At 65.3% G+C, this 15,796-nt stretch carries 18 protein-coding genes; all 18 read left to right on the top strand.

All coding sequences use genetic code 11. The features are described 5' to 3' along the window. Positions 1 to 4: 4 nt before the first annotated feature. Positions 5 to 1,993, top strand: a complete 1,989-nt coding sequence (locus H040_RS16095) for a cytochrome D1 domain-containing protein (RefSeq protein WP_033695875.1) — start codon at positions 5 to 7, stop codon at positions 1,991 to 1,993. Beyond that, positions 1,990 to 2,646, top strand: a complete 657-nt coding sequence (locus H040_RS16090; protein ID WP_027916716.1) for an SCO family protein — start codon at positions 1,990 to 1,992, stop codon at positions 2,644 to 2,646. Before H040_RS16095 ends, H040_RS16090 begins: the two co-directional genes overlap by 4 nt. Before the next feature lie 23 nt (positions 2,647 to 2,669). After that, positions 2,670 to 3,305: an SCO family protein gene (locus tag H040_RS16085; protein WP_371260221.1), complete on the top strand. Its 636-nt coding sequence runs from the start codon at positions 2,670 to 2,672 to the stop codon at positions 3,303 to 3,305. A 194-nt stretch (positions 3,306 to 3,499) separates the two neighbouring features. Then, positions 3,500 to 4,987, top strand: a complete 1,488-nt coding sequence (locus tag H040_RS16080; protein WP_033695873.1) for a cytochrome c/ABC transporter substrate-binding protein — start codon at positions 3,500 to 3,502, stop codon at positions 4,985 to 4,987. Between the two features lie 12 nt (positions 4,988 to 4,999). After that, positions 5,000 to 5,641: a SurA N-terminal domain-containing protein gene (locus tag H040_RS16075; RefSeq protein ID WP_027916713.1), complete on the top strand. Its 642-nt coding sequence runs from the start codon at positions 5,000 to 5,002 to the stop codon at positions 5,639 to 5,641. A gap of 237 nt (positions 5,642 to 5,878) precedes the next feature. Continuing rightward, positions 5,879 to 6,412 carry a response regulator gene (locus H040_RS16070; protein ID WP_027916712.1) on the top strand — a complete coding sequence of 178 codons (534 nt, stop codon included), beginning with the start codon at positions 5,879 to 5,881 and terminating at the stop codon, positions 6,410 to 6,412. Positions 6,413 to 6,472: 60 nt separating this feature from the next. Further along, positions 6,473 to 8,155, top strand: coding sequence for a GspE/PulE family protein (locus H040_RS16065; RefSeq protein ID WP_027916711.1), 1,683 nt, complete (start codon positions 6,473 to 6,475; stop codon positions 8,153 to 8,155). Next, positions 8,139 to 8,933, top strand: coding sequence for a hypothetical protein (locus H040_RS16060; RefSeq protein ID WP_027916710.1), 795 nt, complete (start codon positions 8,139 to 8,141; stop codon positions 8,931 to 8,933). Before H040_RS16065 ends, H040_RS16060 begins: the two co-directional genes overlap by 17 nt. Position 8,934: 1 nt before the next feature. Further along, positions 8,935 to 9,477 (top strand): PilN domain-containing protein, encoded by a 543-nt coding sequence (locus H040_RS16055; protein ID WP_027916709.1) that lies wholly within the window; start codon positions 8,935 to 8,937, stop codon positions 9,475 to 9,477. Continuing rightward, on the top strand, positions 9,464 to 10,027 hold the full coding sequence (gene pilO, locus H040_RS16050) for a type 4a pilus biogenesis protein PilO (RefSeq protein WP_027916708.1): 564 nt from the start codon (positions 9,464 to 9,466) through the stop codon (positions 10,025 to 10,027). The genes H040_RS16055 and pilO overlap by 14 nt, the downstream gene beginning before the upstream one ends. Then, entirely contained in the window at positions 10,027 to 10,551 is a 525-nt protein-coding gene (locus H040_RS16045) for a hypothetical protein (protein ID WP_027916707.1), read from the top strand. Before pilO ends, H040_RS16045 begins: the two co-directional genes overlap by 1 nt. Next, positions 10,548 to 12,428 carry a secretin N-terminal domain-containing protein gene (locus H040_RS16040; protein WP_027916706.1) on the top strand — a complete coding sequence of 627 codons (1,881 nt, stop codon included), beginning with the start codon at positions 10,548 to 10,550 and terminating at the stop codon, positions 12,426 to 12,428. The genes H040_RS16045 and H040_RS16040 overlap by 4 nt, the downstream gene beginning before the upstream one ends. Next, positions 12,425 to 12,898 (top strand): type II secretion system protein, encoded by a 474-nt coding sequence (locus tag H040_RS16035; protein WP_027916705.1) that lies wholly within the window; start codon positions 12,425 to 12,427, stop codon positions 12,896 to 12,898. Before H040_RS16040 ends, H040_RS16035 begins: the two co-directional genes overlap by 4 nt. A gap of 5 nt (positions 12,899 to 12,903) precedes the next feature. Further along, positions 12,904 to 13,278, top strand: a complete 375-nt coding sequence (locus H040_RS16030; protein WP_027916704.1) for a type II secretion system protein — start codon at positions 12,904 to 12,906, stop codon at positions 13,276 to 13,278. After that, positions 13,253 to 13,780, top strand: a complete 528-nt coding sequence (locus H040_RS16025; protein ID WP_027916703.1) for a type II secretion system protein — start codon at positions 13,253 to 13,255, stop codon at positions 13,778 to 13,780. Before H040_RS16030 ends, H040_RS16025 begins: the two co-directional genes overlap by 26 nt. Beyond that, entirely contained in the window at positions 13,777 to 14,178 is a 402-nt protein-coding gene (gene csgE, locus H040_RS16020) for a curli production assembly/transport protein CsgE (protein WP_027916702.1), read from the top strand. Before H040_RS16025 ends, csgE begins: the two co-directional genes overlap by 4 nt. Then, on the top strand, positions 14,175 to 14,588 hold the full coding sequence (locus H040_RS16015) for a curli assembly protein CsgF (protein ID WP_027916701.1): 414 nt from the start codon (positions 14,175 to 14,177) through the stop codon (positions 14,586 to 14,588). Before csgE ends, H040_RS16015 begins: the two co-directional genes overlap by 4 nt. Positions 14,589 to 14,622: 34 nt before the next feature. After that, entirely contained in the window at positions 14,623 to 15,474 is an 852-nt protein-coding gene (locus tag H040_RS16010) for a CsgG/HfaB family protein (protein WP_027916700.1), read from the top strand. Positions 15,475 to 15,796 lie beyond the last annotated feature (322 nt).

Here is a 15,796-nt window from a genome sequence, read left to right as displayed (position 1 = left end):
GAGCATGTACAACTACAAGAAGACTCGGCCCGCGGTACTGGGCGTGGTGGTGGGCGCAGCGCTAATCGGCCTGGGTGTGGTGTACGAGAACCTCTGGTGCGATGCGCGTGAACTGCTGCAGGAACCTGCCGACCCGCAAGCCCTGCACCGGCTCAGCCGCGACGGCGTGACCGTGGCGTTCGAAGCTCGGCCACTGGCCGGCGCAGAGCTGCGCGAAGGCGCTTTCGCCAACGTGCGCTTCAAGGTCACCGACCAGGCCAGCGGCCAGCCGTTGTCGGGCCTGGCGCCCGGGGCCTGGATCGATCCGGCGCAGTCGGCACCGCTCGAAGGCGGCAACCGCGATCAGAGCTGCAAGGCCCGCGTTGCACTGTTCCTCAAGAGCAGCATCGGTGCACGCCCGTTGCTGGACCTGAACAGTTACTTCCTGCTGGTGCTGAACAAGGACGCCAGCCTGACCGTGATCGACCCGACCGTTTCGGTGGGCGGCATCACCAGTACCCTGGCGCGCATCGACCTGCCGGGCCGGCCCATGGACTGGGCGGCAACCGGGGATGACAAGCAGGTATTCGTGTCGATCCCGGAGCGTGGCCAGGTGGCGGTGATCGATACCGAGACCTTCACCCGTGTGGCCAACCTGGACGCTGGCCAATCGCCGGTTCGCGTGGCTTTGCAGCCGGACCAGCATCGGCTGTGGGTTGGCAACAACAGCAGCGACCCGTCCAAAGGCGGGGTGACGGTGATCGACGTCCCCTCACGCAGCACCCTGAAGTCGTTCGCCACTGGCTCCGGGCACCACGAAATCGCCTTCAGCGCCGACTCGCGCTACGCCTTTGTCAGCAACCGCGACGGCGGCACCTTGAGCATCATCGACATCTCCGAGATGCGCCTGCTGAAAACCTTGGAGGTCGGCCCGCACCCGCTGTCGGTGGCCTACTCGGCACTGTCCCAGGCGGTTTACGTGGCCGACGGCGAAGAAGGCACGGTGCGGGTGATCGATGCCCGCAGCCACCAGCTGCGCCACATCGTCAAGGCCGAGCGGGGCCTGGGGCCGATGCGCTTCAGTAGCGATGGCCGCTACGGCATCGTGCTCAACACCTTGGAAAACCAGGCCCTGGTGATCGACGCCAGTACCGACAAGCTGATCCACCGCGTTCCGGTGGCGGCCGAGCCCTACCAGCTGACCTTCACCAAAGGCTACGCCTATATACGTGGCCTGGCCTCACCCAAGGTCAGCATGATCAACCTGAGCAGCCTGGGCGAAGGGCGCCAGCCGATCGTGCAGGGCTTCGAAGCCGGCCCTGCGGCCCCGCGCCAGGCCGGTGACCTGCCATTGGCCCAGGGTTTCTCGGTGTCGCGTGACGACAACTCGGTGTTCGTGGTCAACCCGGTGGACAATACCACCTACTTCTACGCCGAAGGCATGAATGCTCCGATGTCCGGCTACAACAACCGTGGCCACCAGGCCCGGGCGACCCTGGTCATCGACCGCAGCCTGCGCGAGCTGGCACCGGGTGTGTATGGCTCGACGGTAAAAATGCCGGCGGCGGGCACGTTCGATGTGGCCTTCCTGCTCAACCAGCCGCAGATCATCCACTGCTTCAGCACCGATGTGGCCGCGGCGCCAGATGCCAGCAAGCGCCGGGGGGCGCATGCCGAGTTCATCGGCCTCGATCAGCCAATGCCCCAGCAGACGGTGTTCACCGCCAAGGTACGCATCGTTGGCGACGACGGCCGGCCGCAGGTCGGCCTCGCCGACCTGACCCTGCGCTATTTCCTGGCGCCCTCGTCGCTGCCGCGCAACCTGCCGCTCGAAGAGGTGGGCGAGGGCGTGTACCAGGCGGCGCTGACCTTGCCCGAAGCGGGCGCCTGGTACCTGCATGTGCAGTCGCCGTCGCTCGGGCGCAAGTTCACCGAAGAAAACTACACCAGCCTGCGCGTGCTGCCAGCCGCCGAAGCTGCCGCTTCCCAGACCCAAGTGAGGAATGTGCGATGAACGCCAAGCATTCTTTTCAGTTGCTTGCCCTGAGCCTGGCCCTGGCCAGCAACCTGGCGCTGGCCCATGCCGGTCATGACCACGACGGCCACGCCGGGCAGCCGCCGGCGGCCCACCAGGAGAAGACCAGCGTGCGTTTTGCCGATGTCCCCTTGCTCAACCAGAACGGCATGCCGGTGCGCCTGGAGAAAGACCTGGTGGGCGAGCGGCTGGTGGTCATGGGGTTCATCTACACCAGTTGCACCACGGTGTGCCCGGTGGTGTCGTCGATCATGGGCAAGGTCCAGCAACAGCTGGGTGGGCGTGTGGGGGAGGAGATCCAGCTGGTGTCGATCAGCGTCGACCCGCAGCGTGACGATGCCAAACGCCTGCAGGCCTACGCCAAGTCCTTCCAGCACGGCCCGGGCTGGAGCTGGCTGACCGGCTCGCAGTACGCCATTACCGAAACCCTCAAGGGCCTGGGCAGCTTCAGTGCCGACCTTAGCCAGCACCCACCGCTGATCCTGGTGGGCGACGGCCGCACTGGCCACTGGACCCGCTACTACGGCTTCACCGACCCGGCCGTGCTGGTCGAGGAAATCAACCGCCTTAGCGCCCGCCGCGTGCACGCCAAGAGCACCGCAATCGCCGAAAACCATGAGGTGCAGCCATGAGCAGCGCAGCCCGCCACACCACGATGCGCAGCACCGACTGGCTGGCCCTGGTGGCCGTGCTGTGGATCCTCAGCTCGGTCGCTTTCGCCCACGACGGCCATGCGCCGCAAGGGCCCAGCCCGCAACCGGCGCCGCCGGCCATGACCAGCGGTGGCGGTACCCGCGATGCGCAGACCTGGTTCACCGACACCGTGCTCAAGGACCAGAACGGCCGCGCACTGCGCTTCTACAGCGATGTGCTCAAGGACAAGGTGGTGATGCTCAACGTGATCTTCACCCACTGCACCGACGCCTGCCCGCTGATCACCCGCAAGCTGCGAGACGTGCGCGATGCCATGGGGCCGGAACTGGCCAGCCAGGTGACCTTCGTGTCGATCAGCAGCGACCCGCTCAACGACACCCCGGCAGCGCTCAAGGCGTTTGCCGAGAAGCAAGGCGTGGACAGCGCCAACTGGCTGTTCCTGACCGGTGACAAGGCCAATGTCGACCTGGTGCTGGGGCGCATTGGCCAGTTCCTGCCCAGCCCCGAGCAGCACTCGACCCAACTGATTGCCGGTGACGTGGCCGGCAAGCGCTGGAGCAAGATCCGCCCGGATGCACCGCCCGCCGCCATCGCCCAGCGCATGCAGCTGCTGGCTCAGCCATTGGCCGGGCGCTAGCAGCCATGGCCCGGCCCCTGTTGGAGCCGTTGCGCGATGCCTGTAGGAGCGGCCTTGCGTCGCGAAAGGGTTGCGCAGCAGCCCCGGCGATCTTTGCGGCGAAGTTGAAATCCTGGGGCCGCTACGCGCCCCTTTCGCGACGCAAGGCCGCTCCGACAGGGTTTTGCGTTCTCCTGGTGGTTTATCTGCTGGAGATGTTCAGCAATTCGGCATGGGCCTTGGAACTCACCGCCAACGAGCAAGCTGGCAAGCGCCTGTATCGAAACGGGGTATCGGCCAGCGACGCACAGCTGATGGCCCGCGTCGGCGCCAGCGGCATGAGCGTGCCCGCCAGCGTGCTGCCCTGTGCCAGTTGCCACGGCACTGACGGGCGCGGGCGCACCGAAGGTGGGGTTCGCCCACCCAGCCTCGACTGGCAGCGCCTGGCGCTGGGGCAGGGTGAGCGGCAAAGCAACGGTCGCCGCTACCCGGCCTACAGCGACGGCACGTTGGCCCGCGCCATCCAGCACGGCGTCGACCCGGCCGGTAATGGCCTGGACGTGGCCATGCCACGCTTCGAGCTGACCTTGGCCGACCAGCGCAATCTCACGGCGTATCTCAAGCGCCTGGGTGAAGAGCGCGACCCTGGCGTGGAGGAGGGTGTGCTGCGCCTGGGGACCCTGCTGCCAGCCAGTGGTCCGCTGGCTGGCGCCGGGCATGTCGTGCGCGCGGTGCTGGAAGATGGTGTGGAGCAGATCAACCAGCAGGGCGGTATTCATGGTCGGCGCCTGGAACTGGTGGTGGCCGATACCGGCAGCGACCAGGCCAGTGCCGAGCATGCCTTGCAGCGCATGCTGGACCAGGACCAGGTGTTCACCTTGATCGCGCCGCTGGCGCCCATGCTCGATCAGCAGCTGCCAACGCTGCTCGAACAACGGCGCGTGCCGTTGATCGGCAGCACACCGCGCAGCGGTGGCAGCTCACAGATTTTCGACCCCTTGCCCGGTATTGCCAGCCAATTGCTGAGCCTGGCTGCCCATGCCAAGGGCGCCCTGGGCCTGGCGCCCGATGGCTTGCGCGTGGTGTACGCCGGCAACGAACAAGCGGCATTGGCCGAGCAGGTGCGCGAACGTTTGCTCCAGCAAGGCTGGGCAGCCCCAGCGATCCAGGCCTTTGACGGTCAGGCCGTCGCAGGGCGGGGCATCGTCTTCATCGGCCGCGCCCAGGCCTTTGCGGCGCTGGCCCAGGCGCTACAGGCCGAGGGGCGTGAACCGTACCTGTTCGCTGCCTCAAGCCAGGTAGCGGCAGCGGTGGCCAGCTTGCCGACGCAGTGGTCGCAACGGGTTTTCCTGGCCTATCCCTTCGTGCCGGACGACTGGACCGAGCAGGGCATGGCGGCACTGGCCGGCCTGCAACAGCGCCAAGGCCTCGACCCACGCCAGGCATCGCTGCAGGTCAACACCTTGTGCGCCTTGAAGCTGCTGACCGAAGCCCTGAAGCAGATTGGCCGCGATGCCAGCCGCGAACAGCTGGTAGCCGCCCTGGAGAGCCTGCACGATGTCGAAACAGGCCTGACCCCGGCGCTGGGCTTCGGCCCCGGCAAGCGCCAGGGCATGGCCGGGGCCCATGTCGTCGCAGTGGCGCTGCCCGGGCCCCGGTTTACCGCCGTTGCCCCGTACCGACCCGTAGTGGACAGCCCTTGAGCGGAGGTAAGCATGCGTATCCTGTTGCTGTGCCTGTTGCTGGTGATCGCCAACGCGAGCTGGGCCGACGTGCCCGTTGCACGGGTCAACGGCGTGAACATCGACCTGATGCGCCTGGAGCGCTATTTCAGCGAGTACCTGCAGGCCCAAGGCAGGGCGGTGGCCAGCATCCGCAACCCGACGCTGTACAAGCGCCTGCGCGGGCAGGCGCTGGACGAACTGATCGACAAGGAATTGCTCTGGCAAGAGGCGCAGCGCCAGGGTATTCACATTAGTGATGAACAGGTATCTGCGCAGGTAGGCCAGATCGAGGCCGCCATCGGTAGCCCGGCCCTGTTCGAAAGGCGCCTGGCAGATGCAGGTTTCAACCGGGCGGAGTACGCTGATTACCTGCGCCACGAATTGGCCGCGCAGCAGGTGTACGCCCAGCTCAGCGCGGTAGACGAGCCCAGCCGAGGCGAAATCGAGGCGTTCTACCAGGCCAATCGGCAGACACTGCAAGGTGCGCAGAACCAAAGTGCTAATACCTCGGTCATACCCGAACCGGGCCTGGAGCTGGCCAAGGCTGCGCTCATCGGCCAGTTGCAGGCGCAGGCGCGCCAATCCGTACGCCAACGTTTGCGCGAATCCGCTACAGTGGAGGTCGCTGACTGAGGCCCACGAATGGATTTCCCCAAAACTGGGGAATAACGGTTTGGCAAAGTGCCATCACCTTCCCCGGTTGTGGGGAACAGCGCCTGTGCCTGTGTTGCAGGGTTTGGCACAACCGAGCAAGATCAATGACTTACAGTGGTGCGAAATGTCTATTCACGCCTGGCACGAAGCCTGCTCAAGCCTTATCGAGGCCGCACTTCGCAAACCGGGTAACCGGGCAGTATTTGGGAGTCGACCTTGGTGAACAGAGTATTGGTAGTCGATGACGAACAGACCCTTGCGCAGAACCTGCAAGCGTACCTGCAGGCACAAGGCCTGGAAGCTCACGTCGCCCACGACGGTGCCAGTGGTATCGAGCAGGCTCAAAGCCTGGCACCGAAAGTGATTGTGCTGGATTACCGCTTGCCCGACATGGAGGGGTTTCAGGTTCTGGAGACCGTGCGCAAGAACAGGCAGTGCCATTTCGTGCTGATCACCGCCCACCCGACTGTCGAAGTCCGTGAGCGGGCCGCCGATCTTGGTGTGAGTCATGTCCTGTTCAAGCCGTTCCCGATGGCGGAACTGGCCCGCGCGATCTTCGACCTGATGGGCATCGAGCGCCGGCGCAGGGCAACTGACGATCCAGCCGAAGGGTTTATCGAACGACGCCAGAACAGGAACGAATCGTTCCCCTTGCAGTTGTACGATGGCAGCTGGGTGTTGGCCGATCGCCGCCGTAGTGGCGCCAAGCCCCCAGGACCTGACGACGACCAACTGCTCACCGGGGAATAGCGGCGCCCGCTACCCTGGCCAAGCCAGCCTGCGACGCGCCCCTGAGCGGAGTCGCAGGCCATGTCAGACGCACTCGATACACTTGCCGGCAAGCACAGCGCCTATCCTCGCGACCTTTTGGCCCAGGCCCGCCTGCAAGCTGGCGACGAACGCCTGCTCAACTGCCTGGAGCGGCTGGCCAACGAAACTCCCGACTGCTTCATCCAGCGCCTGGGCCTTACCCTGCATTACCCGGTGCTGCAAACCCAGGCCCTGCTGGCCAGCACCCCACGCTTCGACAAGGTCAGCCTGGCCCAGTGCCTGAAGCGCGAGTTCGTGCTGATCGAGCAGGGCGGCGAGCTGATCGGCGTGTTCGCCGACCCCTTCGACCACGCCCGCCTGGCCTGGATCGATGACAACCTTCAGGGCGCGCCTCTTTACCTGGCCCACCCCGCCGACCTGGCCACCTTCCTGGCCCGCCACGAAGAAAGCTTCCACGCCGTCGACGCCCTTGACCATGACGGCGAAGCCAGTGGTGATAACGACCCGCTGCAACGCTTGTCGCTGACCAGCATCAGTGAAGATCAGAGCAAGGTGGTCAAGCTGGTCAACTCGACCCTGTACGACGCCCTCAAACAGCATGCCAGCGACATCCACCTGGGCATGACCGGCCAGGGCCTGACCATCAAGTACCGTATCGACGGTGTGCTAAATGGCGCCGGCAAGGCCAGCGGCAGTGCCTTCGCCGACCAGGTGATCTCACGCATCAAGGTCATGGCCGAACTGGACATCGGCGAAAAACGCGTGCCCCAGGACGGCCGCTTCAAGGTCGCCATCGGCGAGCGGCAGATCGACTTCCGTGTGTCGATCATGCCAAGCATCTTCGGCGAGGACGCGGTGCTGCGGGTGCTCGACAAGCAGGACCTGTCCGACCGCGTCAGCGGTGTGCAGTTGCAGGCCCTGGGGTTTGCCGACGAAACCCTGCGTGCCCTGCGCCGGCTGGCGTGCGAGCCCTATGGCATGATCCTGGTCACTGGGCCTACCGGCAGCGGCAAGACCACCACCTTGTACGCCATGATCAGCGAGATCAACCACGGCGTGGACAAGATCATCACCATCGAAGACCCGGTCGAATACCAGCTGCCCGGCGTGCTACAGATTCCGGTCAACGAGAAGAAAGGCCTGACCTTCGCCCGCGGCCTGCGCTCTATCCTGCGCCACGACCCGGACAAGATCCTGGTCGGTGAGATCCGCGATCCGGACACCGCACAGATCGCCGTGCAGTCGGCGCTCACCGGCCACCTGGTGTTCACCACCATCCACGCCAACAACGTCTTCGATGTGATCGGCCGCTTCAGCCAGATGCAGGTCGACCCCTACAGCTTCGTCTCTGCCCTCAACGCCGTGCTGGCCCAGCGCCTGATCCGCCTGGCCTGCCCGCACTGCTGCGCGCCCTGCGAGGCCGATGACGAAATCCTCACCGCTTCGGGCCTGACCCGCGCAGCAGTAACCGGTTGGAAGTTCGTCCGCGCCCAGGGTTGCGGCCAGTGCCGTGGCAGCGGCTACCGCGGGCGCAGCGCGATTGCCGAACTGCTGCACCTAGACGACGACCTGCGGCAGATGATCGTCGAACGCCGCCCCCTGGCGCAGATCAAGCAGCTGGCCTGCCAGCGCGGCCTGCGCCTGCTGCGTGCCTCGGCCCTGGACCTGGTCCGCGATGGCCGCACCACACTCGAGGAGATCAACCGTGTCACATTCATCTGATCGTGGCGCTTACAAGTACAGCGCCGTACTGGGTGCTGAAGGTGTCGGCCTGGGTTGCTGGCACGCCAATCAACATCAGTGGCTGGGCAGCCGCGCGTTTACCTGCGATGCCGCGCAGCAACCGGCCTGGGAAGCCGCCTTGCAAACCCTGAGTGCGCTGCTGGCCGAGCACGCTGTCAAGGGAGCACAGTTGCGGGTGCTGCTGTCGGCCCGCTACAGCCGCTTCTGCCTGGTGCCGTGGAGCGATGCCATCGGCCACCCACGCGAGCTGGATGCCTACGCCCGGGCCTGCTTCGAGAACCTCTACGGTCAGTCGCTGGACGACTGGCGCATCGTCCTCTCGCCCGAGCCTGCCGGGGCCGCGCGTATCGCCACCGCGCTGCCCGAGGCACTGCTGCAAGGCCTGCAGACCTTGGGCCGGGAAAGCCGCCTGAGCCTGCGCTCGGTGCAGCCGTACCTGATGGCCGCCTACAACCGCTGCTCGGCGCAACTGGAGCAGGGCGACTTCCTGTTCGTGCTCGCCGAACCGCGCCGCAGCGTGTTGCTGCTGGCGGCCGGTGGCGCCTGGCAACAGGTGCTGGCCCAAGGCTGCGCCGACAGCGACCAGGCTCTGCAGGCGTTGATCGAACGCACCTGCGAGCTATACGGCGAGCACCTGCCACGAGTCTACCTGCATGCCCCGGGGCGGGGCGATGTGCCGCAACTGACGGCGGTGCAGCTGTGCCAACCGGCCGCCGACAGCGACCCACTATGCGCCATGTGGCGGGCGGTGGCCTGACATGCGCCGCCTCGACCTGGAATTCCAGCCCCGTCGCAGTGGCCCGTTGGCCTGGTCGCTGCTGGCCCTGAGTGCAGCCACCGTCGCCTTGCTGGTGCTGGTGCAGCAGCAGCTGCAGGTCGAGCAGGTAGACCTGGACGCCCGCGTGCACAGCCTGGAACTGCAACTGGGCCGTCGCCCGGCACCGGCTGCCCCACAGAACAGCGCCGCCAGCCGCGAGCAGGCCGAACGCCTGGCGCAGATGCGCAGCGTCTCGCAGCAGCTGCAACGGCCCTGGCAGCAGCTGTTCGCCATGCTCGAAGCGCAGCCGCAGGAAGACGTTGCACTGCTGACCTTGACCCCGGATGCGCGCAAGGGCCAGGTCCGTATCACCGCCGAGGCTCGCAACCTGGAAGCGATGCTGCAGTACCACCAGCGCCTGGAGCAAAGCGACGCGCTCAGCGATGTCTCGCTGCTCAACCACGAAGTGGTGGCCGGGCAAGCCGAGCACCCGGTGCGTTTCAACCTTACCGCCACCTGGGAGACCGGCCATGCGCGTCCCTGATGCTGTAAACAGCTTGGTCCTTCAGGAGCACCTGCGCCGCATCGGCCCGGTCGGCCTGGGCGCCGCCGCAGTCGCCGTGCTCGCCGTTGGTATCGCGCTGGTTGGCGTAGTCCCGCAGTGGCAGGCGGTGCGCGAATTGCGCGCCAGCGAAGCCGATGCCAGGGTGCAAGTCGAACGGGTCAAGCGCGGCGAGCTGAAGGTCGCCGTCAAGCCTGAGCAGCAGGCGCTGGACAGCCTGCGCCAGCAGCTGCCCGGGCAGCCAGAAGCCAGCGAGCTGATCGAACGCCTGTACCACCTGGCCAGCGCCGAGCACATCAGCCTGGCGCGCGGTGAGTACGCCTTGGGGGTCGATCCCAAGACCCAGCTGTCGCGCTACCAGATCATCCTGCCAGTGCGCGGCAGCTACCCGCAGATCCGCGGCTTTCTGCGCGGCCTGATCGGCCAGCTGCCGACCCTGGTACTTGAAGACCTGGAGCTGCAGCGTAAAACCATCGGCGACACCGAACTCAACGGCCGGGTACGCCTGACCCTCTACCTGTCGAGGTCGTGATGAACACTCAACGCGCAGTGATGTGGCTGGGCTTTTTGGGGGTATCGGCAGCGTTGGCTTGGGCGCCAGGGCACTGGTTTAACCAGGAAGATAGCGTCGCTCCCTTCGCGGGTAAACCCGCTCCCACAGGTTCCGCAGGCGACGCCGCCCCTGTGGGAGCGGGTTCATCGGCGCGCCGAACCGCCGCGAAGGCGCCGGAACAGGCTTCCAGGGATCTGTTCCCAGCTCAGCAATGGACCAAGCCACAAGCCTTGGCCACCGTCACCGAACAACCCGTAGCCGCCGCGCCCGTGGTAGCTGCGGCCCCCACCGCTCCGGCGCTGCCGTTCCAGTTCGTCGGCCGCATGGGCGACCGCGACGACCTGCAGATCTTCCTGCAGAGCGGAGAAAAGCTGTACGTCGTGCGCAAGGGGGACGTGATCGACAGCACCTACCGCCTCGACAACGTTTCGGCCAATGAGCTGGACCTGGTTTATCTGCCTTTGCATCAGTCACAGACCTTGTCTGTAGGGAGCGCACCATGAAGTCGTCGAAGATGTGCAAGCCTGCTCCGTTCATGCTGCTGGCGCTGTGCGTGGCCATCGCCGGCTGCGGCTCCAGCGGGGTGCGCAAGGACAGCGCCGAGCTGATGAAGGAAGGCCAGTACGAGGCCGGGATCGCCCGCCTGGAAGAAGCCCTGAGCGAAAACCCGCGCGACACCGAGCTGAACATCGCCCTGGCCCACGGTCGCCAGGCTGCGGTGGAAGCGCTGATCAGCCAGGCCGATGCCGACCGTATCCGCCACGACTTCACCAGTGCCCGCATGGGCTACAGCCGGGTGCTGACCATCGAGCCGAACAACCGCCGCGCCCAGGAAGGTATCCGTCAGCTGGAGCTCATCCGCACCCTCGACGAGCGCGTGGCGCTTGGCCAGGCCGCATTGCGCCAAGGTGACCTGTTCGGCGCCGAGCGCTACATGCGCGAAGTGCTGCGCCTGGACCCACAGAACCAGAAAGGCATTGCGCTGCGCACCGACATCGAGAACGTGCAGGCCCGCACCGCGCAGCCGTTTCCGCAACTGCGCAGCAAGCTGGAGCGCCCGGTGACCCTGGAGTTCCGCGACGCGGGCCTGAAGACCATCTTCGAAGTGCTGTCGCAGGTCGCCGGCATCAACTTCATCTTCGACAAGGACCTGCGCCCAGACATGAAAGCCACGATCTTCGTGCGTGACGTGCGTATCGAAGATGCCATCGCGCTGCTGTTGGAGCAGAACCAGCTGCGCCAGAAGATCGTCAACGACAACACCTTGCTGGTCTACCCCGATTCGCCGCAGAAGACCAAGGACTACCAGGAACTGGTCATGCGCACTTTCTACCTGACCAGCATCGACGCCAACACCGCGCTGAACATGGTCAAGACCATGCTCAAGACCCGTGACGTGTTCGTCGACGAACGCCTCAACACCCTGACCATGCGCGATACCCCCGATGCCGTGCGCATGGCCGAAAAACTGCTGCAGTCGCAGGACCAGTCCAACCCGGAAGTGGTGCTGGAAGTGGAGGTGATGGAAGTCGCCACCTCGCGCATCCTCGACCTCGGCCTGCAATGGCCGAACACCTTCGGCGTGCTGACCAACGATGGCAACCCGGTCAGCGTGCTCGACCAACTGCGCGGCATCAACTCCAGCCGCATCAGCATTTCGCCGGCCCCGCAGGCCAAGATCAATGCCCAGGACAAGGACATCAACACTCTGGCCAGCCCGGTGATCCGCGTCAGCAACCGTGAGCAGGCGCGCATCCACATCGGCCAGCGGGTGCCGATCATCAGTGCCACCTCGGTGCCGTCCACCCAAGGCCCGGTGATCACCGAAAGCGTCACCTACCTGGATGTCGGTCTGAAGCTTGAAGTACAGCCCACCGTGCACCTGAACAACGAAGTTGCGATCAAGATTGCCCTGGAAGTGAGTAACGCCACGCCGCTGGAGGCCACCCGCCAGGGCACCATCCCGGTTCAGGTCGATACCCGCAACGCGCAGACCAGCCTGCGCTTGCACGATGGCGAAACCCAGGTGCTGGCCGGCCTGGTGCGCAACGACCACAACGCCAGCGGCAACAAGATCCCTGGCCTTGGCGACATCCCTGGCCTGGGGCGCTTGTTCGGCAGCAACAAGGACGACATGAGCAAGTCCGAGCTGGTGCTGGCGATCACCCCGCGCATCGTTCGCAACCTGCCGTACCAGAGCCCTTCGGATATGGAGTTCGGCACCGGAACCGAGTCGAGCATGCAGGTGCGCCAGGCGGCGCCGCTGCCAGTGCGTGATGTGCCAGGCGACATACCGAGCGACAGCCAGGACAGCGCGCCGGTGGTGCAAAGCCAGGTAGCCACTGCCCCAGCCCCGATCACCGTGAGCCCACGGCCATGAAACGCCGCCAGCAGGGTTTCAGCCTGATCGAAGTGGTGCTGACCCTGGCCCTGCTCGGGATGCTCGCGACCATGGCCGCGCCACTGACCGAAACGGTGGTGCGCCGTGGCAAGGAGCAGCAGCTGCGCGAGGCGCTGTACCAGATCCGCGACGCGATCGATGCCTACAAGCGTGCCTTTGACGCCGGGTTCATCGAAAAGCGCCTGGATGCCAGCGGCTACCCGCCGAACCTGCAGGTGCTGGTCGATGGCGTGCGCGATGTGCGCAGCGCCAAGGGCGCCAAGTTCTACTTCCTGCGGCGCATCCCGCACGACCCGCTGGTGGCGGCCAAAAGCGAGGACGAAGGCGGTTGGGGCCTGCGTGCGTACGCCAGCAGCCCCGATAACCCGCGTGAAGGCGAAGACGTCTTCGACGTGTATTCCAAGGCCCGCGGCAAGGGCCTTAACAACATCCCCTACGGGCAATGGTGACGGCCATGAAACGCAGCCGAGGCTTCACCCTGATCGAACTGCTGGTGGTGATGGCGATCATCGCCACGCTGATGACTATCGCCATGCCGCGCTACTTCAACAGCCTGGACAGCTCCCGCGAGGCCACCTTGCGCCAGAGCCTGTCGGTGCTGCGAGAAGCCCTGGACCATTACTACGGCGACACTGGCCACTACCCGGAATCACTGGAACAACTGGTGGAGCAGCGCTATCTGCGCAATACCCCGGTTGACCCGATCACCGAGCGCAGCGACGCCTGGCAGTTGGTGCCACCGCCCGAAGGCGTGGCCGGCGGCGTCGCCGATATCAAGAGCGGTGCCACAGGGAGGGCGCGTGATGGCAGCCTGTTCGCGGAATGGTAAGGCCAGCGCCGGCTTCACCTACCTGGGCGTGCTTCTGCTGATCGCAATCAGCAGCGTAGCCCTGGCAGCGACCGGCACGGTGTGGTCCAGCGTCGCCCAGCGCGAGCATGAGCGCGAGCTGCTGTGGGTCGGTGGCCAGTATGCCCAGGCCCTGCGCAGCTACTATCGCGCCTCGCCAGGCCTGGCCCAGTACCCCAAAGAGCTTGCCGACCTGCTCGAGGACAACCGCTTCCCGCAGGCCAAGCGGCACATCCGCCGCTTGTACCCGGACCCGATCACCAACAGCGACGACTGGGGCCTGCTGCGCGCCATCGATGGCCGTATCACCGGGGTGCACAGCCGCTCCGATGCCACTCCGTTCAAACGCAGCGGCTTCCAGACGCAGTTCTCCGGTTTCGAAGGCCTGGAGCACTACAGCGACTGGCAGTTCGTCGCCGAGCAGGCCTTCAACGAAAGCGCCGGTGGCGCCCGTACCCATGCAGGCCCGGGAGACACGCCATGAAACGCCTGCACGCGCTGTACCTGTGCCTGCTGCTGGCAGCCGGGTTGCCGGGCGCGGCCATGGCCGACGCCGAGGACGAGATGAAGGGCTTCATCGTCGACAACACCATCTCGCACATCGGCCACGACTTTTACTACTACTTTGCCGACCGCCTGCGTGCCACCAGCCGCCTGGACTTCAACCTGGTGGTGCGCGAGCGCCCCGATGCCCGCTGGGGCAGCCTGGTGACCGTGGAGTTCGACCGCGACGTGCTGTACCGCCGCTTTCTGCCCCCGAACGTCACTCAATTAAAAGAAGAGGCGGTGATGGCCGCCGACCTGGTCAAGCAGGAGGTCATTCAGCGCAAGCTGCAACGTCTGCTGCAGGACACCACTGATCTGGAGAGGGATGAGCTATGAACACGTGCATACCCCGTTGCCTGGCGGCTGGCCTGCTGCTCGGTGCCTGCACCGTCCAGGCCACCGAGCTGGTGTACACCCCGGTCAACCCGGCGTTCGGTGGCAACCCGTTGAACGGCACTTGGCTGTTGAACAACGCCCAGGCGCAGAACGACTACGACGACCCGGACCTCAAGGACCGCGCCTCCGCCATTGGCGGGACCTCGGCCCTGGAGCGCTTCAGCAACCAGCTGGAGTCACGGATGTTGTCGCAGCTGATGGACAACATCAGCAACGGCAAGACCGGCAGCATGGCCACCGATGCGTTCCTGATCGATGTCATCGATGACTCCGGTGCCCTGAGCATCAAGGTCACCGACCGCGCTACCGGAGAAACTTCGCTCATTGAGGTCAGTGGCCTGAACCCCTGAGAGGGACTGGCCGTTTAGCTGGGGAGAGAGCACCATGAAACGTCTGCTGAGCACTCTACTGATCGTCGCCACCCTTGCAGGCCTGCAAGGCTGCGGCCTGCGCGAGCCAATGCCGGCCGAACAGGACACGGAAACCCCGACCTTGACGCCACGCGCTTCGACCTACTATGACCTGATCAACATGCCGCGCCCCAAAGGCCGCTTGATGGCCGTGGTGTATGGCTTTCGCGACCAGACCGGGCAGTACAAGCCGACCCCGGCCAGCTCGTTCTCCACCAGTGTCACCCAGGGGGCAGCGAGCATGCTGATGGATGCCCTGAATGCCAGCGGCTGGTTCGTGGTGCTGGAGCGCGAGGGCCTGCAGAACCTGCTGACCGAACGCAAGATCATCCGTGCTTCGCAGAAAAAGCCCGATGTGCCCGAAAACATCATGAGCGAACTGCCACCGCTGCAGGCTGCCAACCTGATGCTTGAAGGCGGCATCATCGCCTACGACACCAACGTGCGCAGCGGCGGCGAGGGAGCCCGTTATCTCGGCGTCGACATATCCCGCGAGTACCGTGTCGACCAGGTCACGGTCAACCTGCGTGCGGTGGACGTGCGCACCGGGCAGGTGCTGGCCAACGTGATGACCAGCAAGACCATCTACTCGATTGGCCGCAATGCCGGGGTGTTCAAGTTCATCGAGTTCAAGAAGTTGCTGGAAGCCGAGGTGGGCTACACCACCAACGAACCGGCGCAGCTGTGTGTGCTGTCGGCGATCGAGGCGGCGGTGGGGCATTTGCTGGCCCAGGGGATCGAACGGCACCTGTGGCAGGTGGCGGGGGATCCGGGGGAGGGCAAGGCAGAGGTGGACAAATTCCTCAGCCAGAATCAGCCGCAGTGATGGGCTTTGGGGGTTGGCTTGAGGTTTTGGGTGCCAGTGAGATCGAGCGCCGCCCGCGCGGCGCATCGCGGATAAATCCGCTCCTACATTTGTTGCAACGTACCAAACCTGTTGCGCCATGGTTGCCTGCCTTGGCGCATGGCTGGAGCCGTACCAACAAGGCGGACAGCGGTGACCTCACAGAATGGATTGGCCCGAAACAGATGTAGGAGCGGATTTATCCGCGATGCGCCGCGCGGGCGGCGCTCGATCTCACGGACCCTGCAAATCCATCGTCGAACCCTTGAATCACCCGGCCTTGCGCAAGGTCAGGTTGATCCGC

This window comes from Pseudomonas sp. URMO17WK12:I7, assembly GCF_003269045.1.
In the GTDB taxonomy this organism is placed as follows: Bacteria; Pseudomonadota; Gammaproteobacteria; order Pseudomonadales; family Pseudomonadaceae; genus Aquipseudomonas; species Aquipseudomonas putida_J.
Note: the sequence above shows the minus strand (reverse complement) of the source record. Positions and strands in the feature narration are given on the sequence as shown.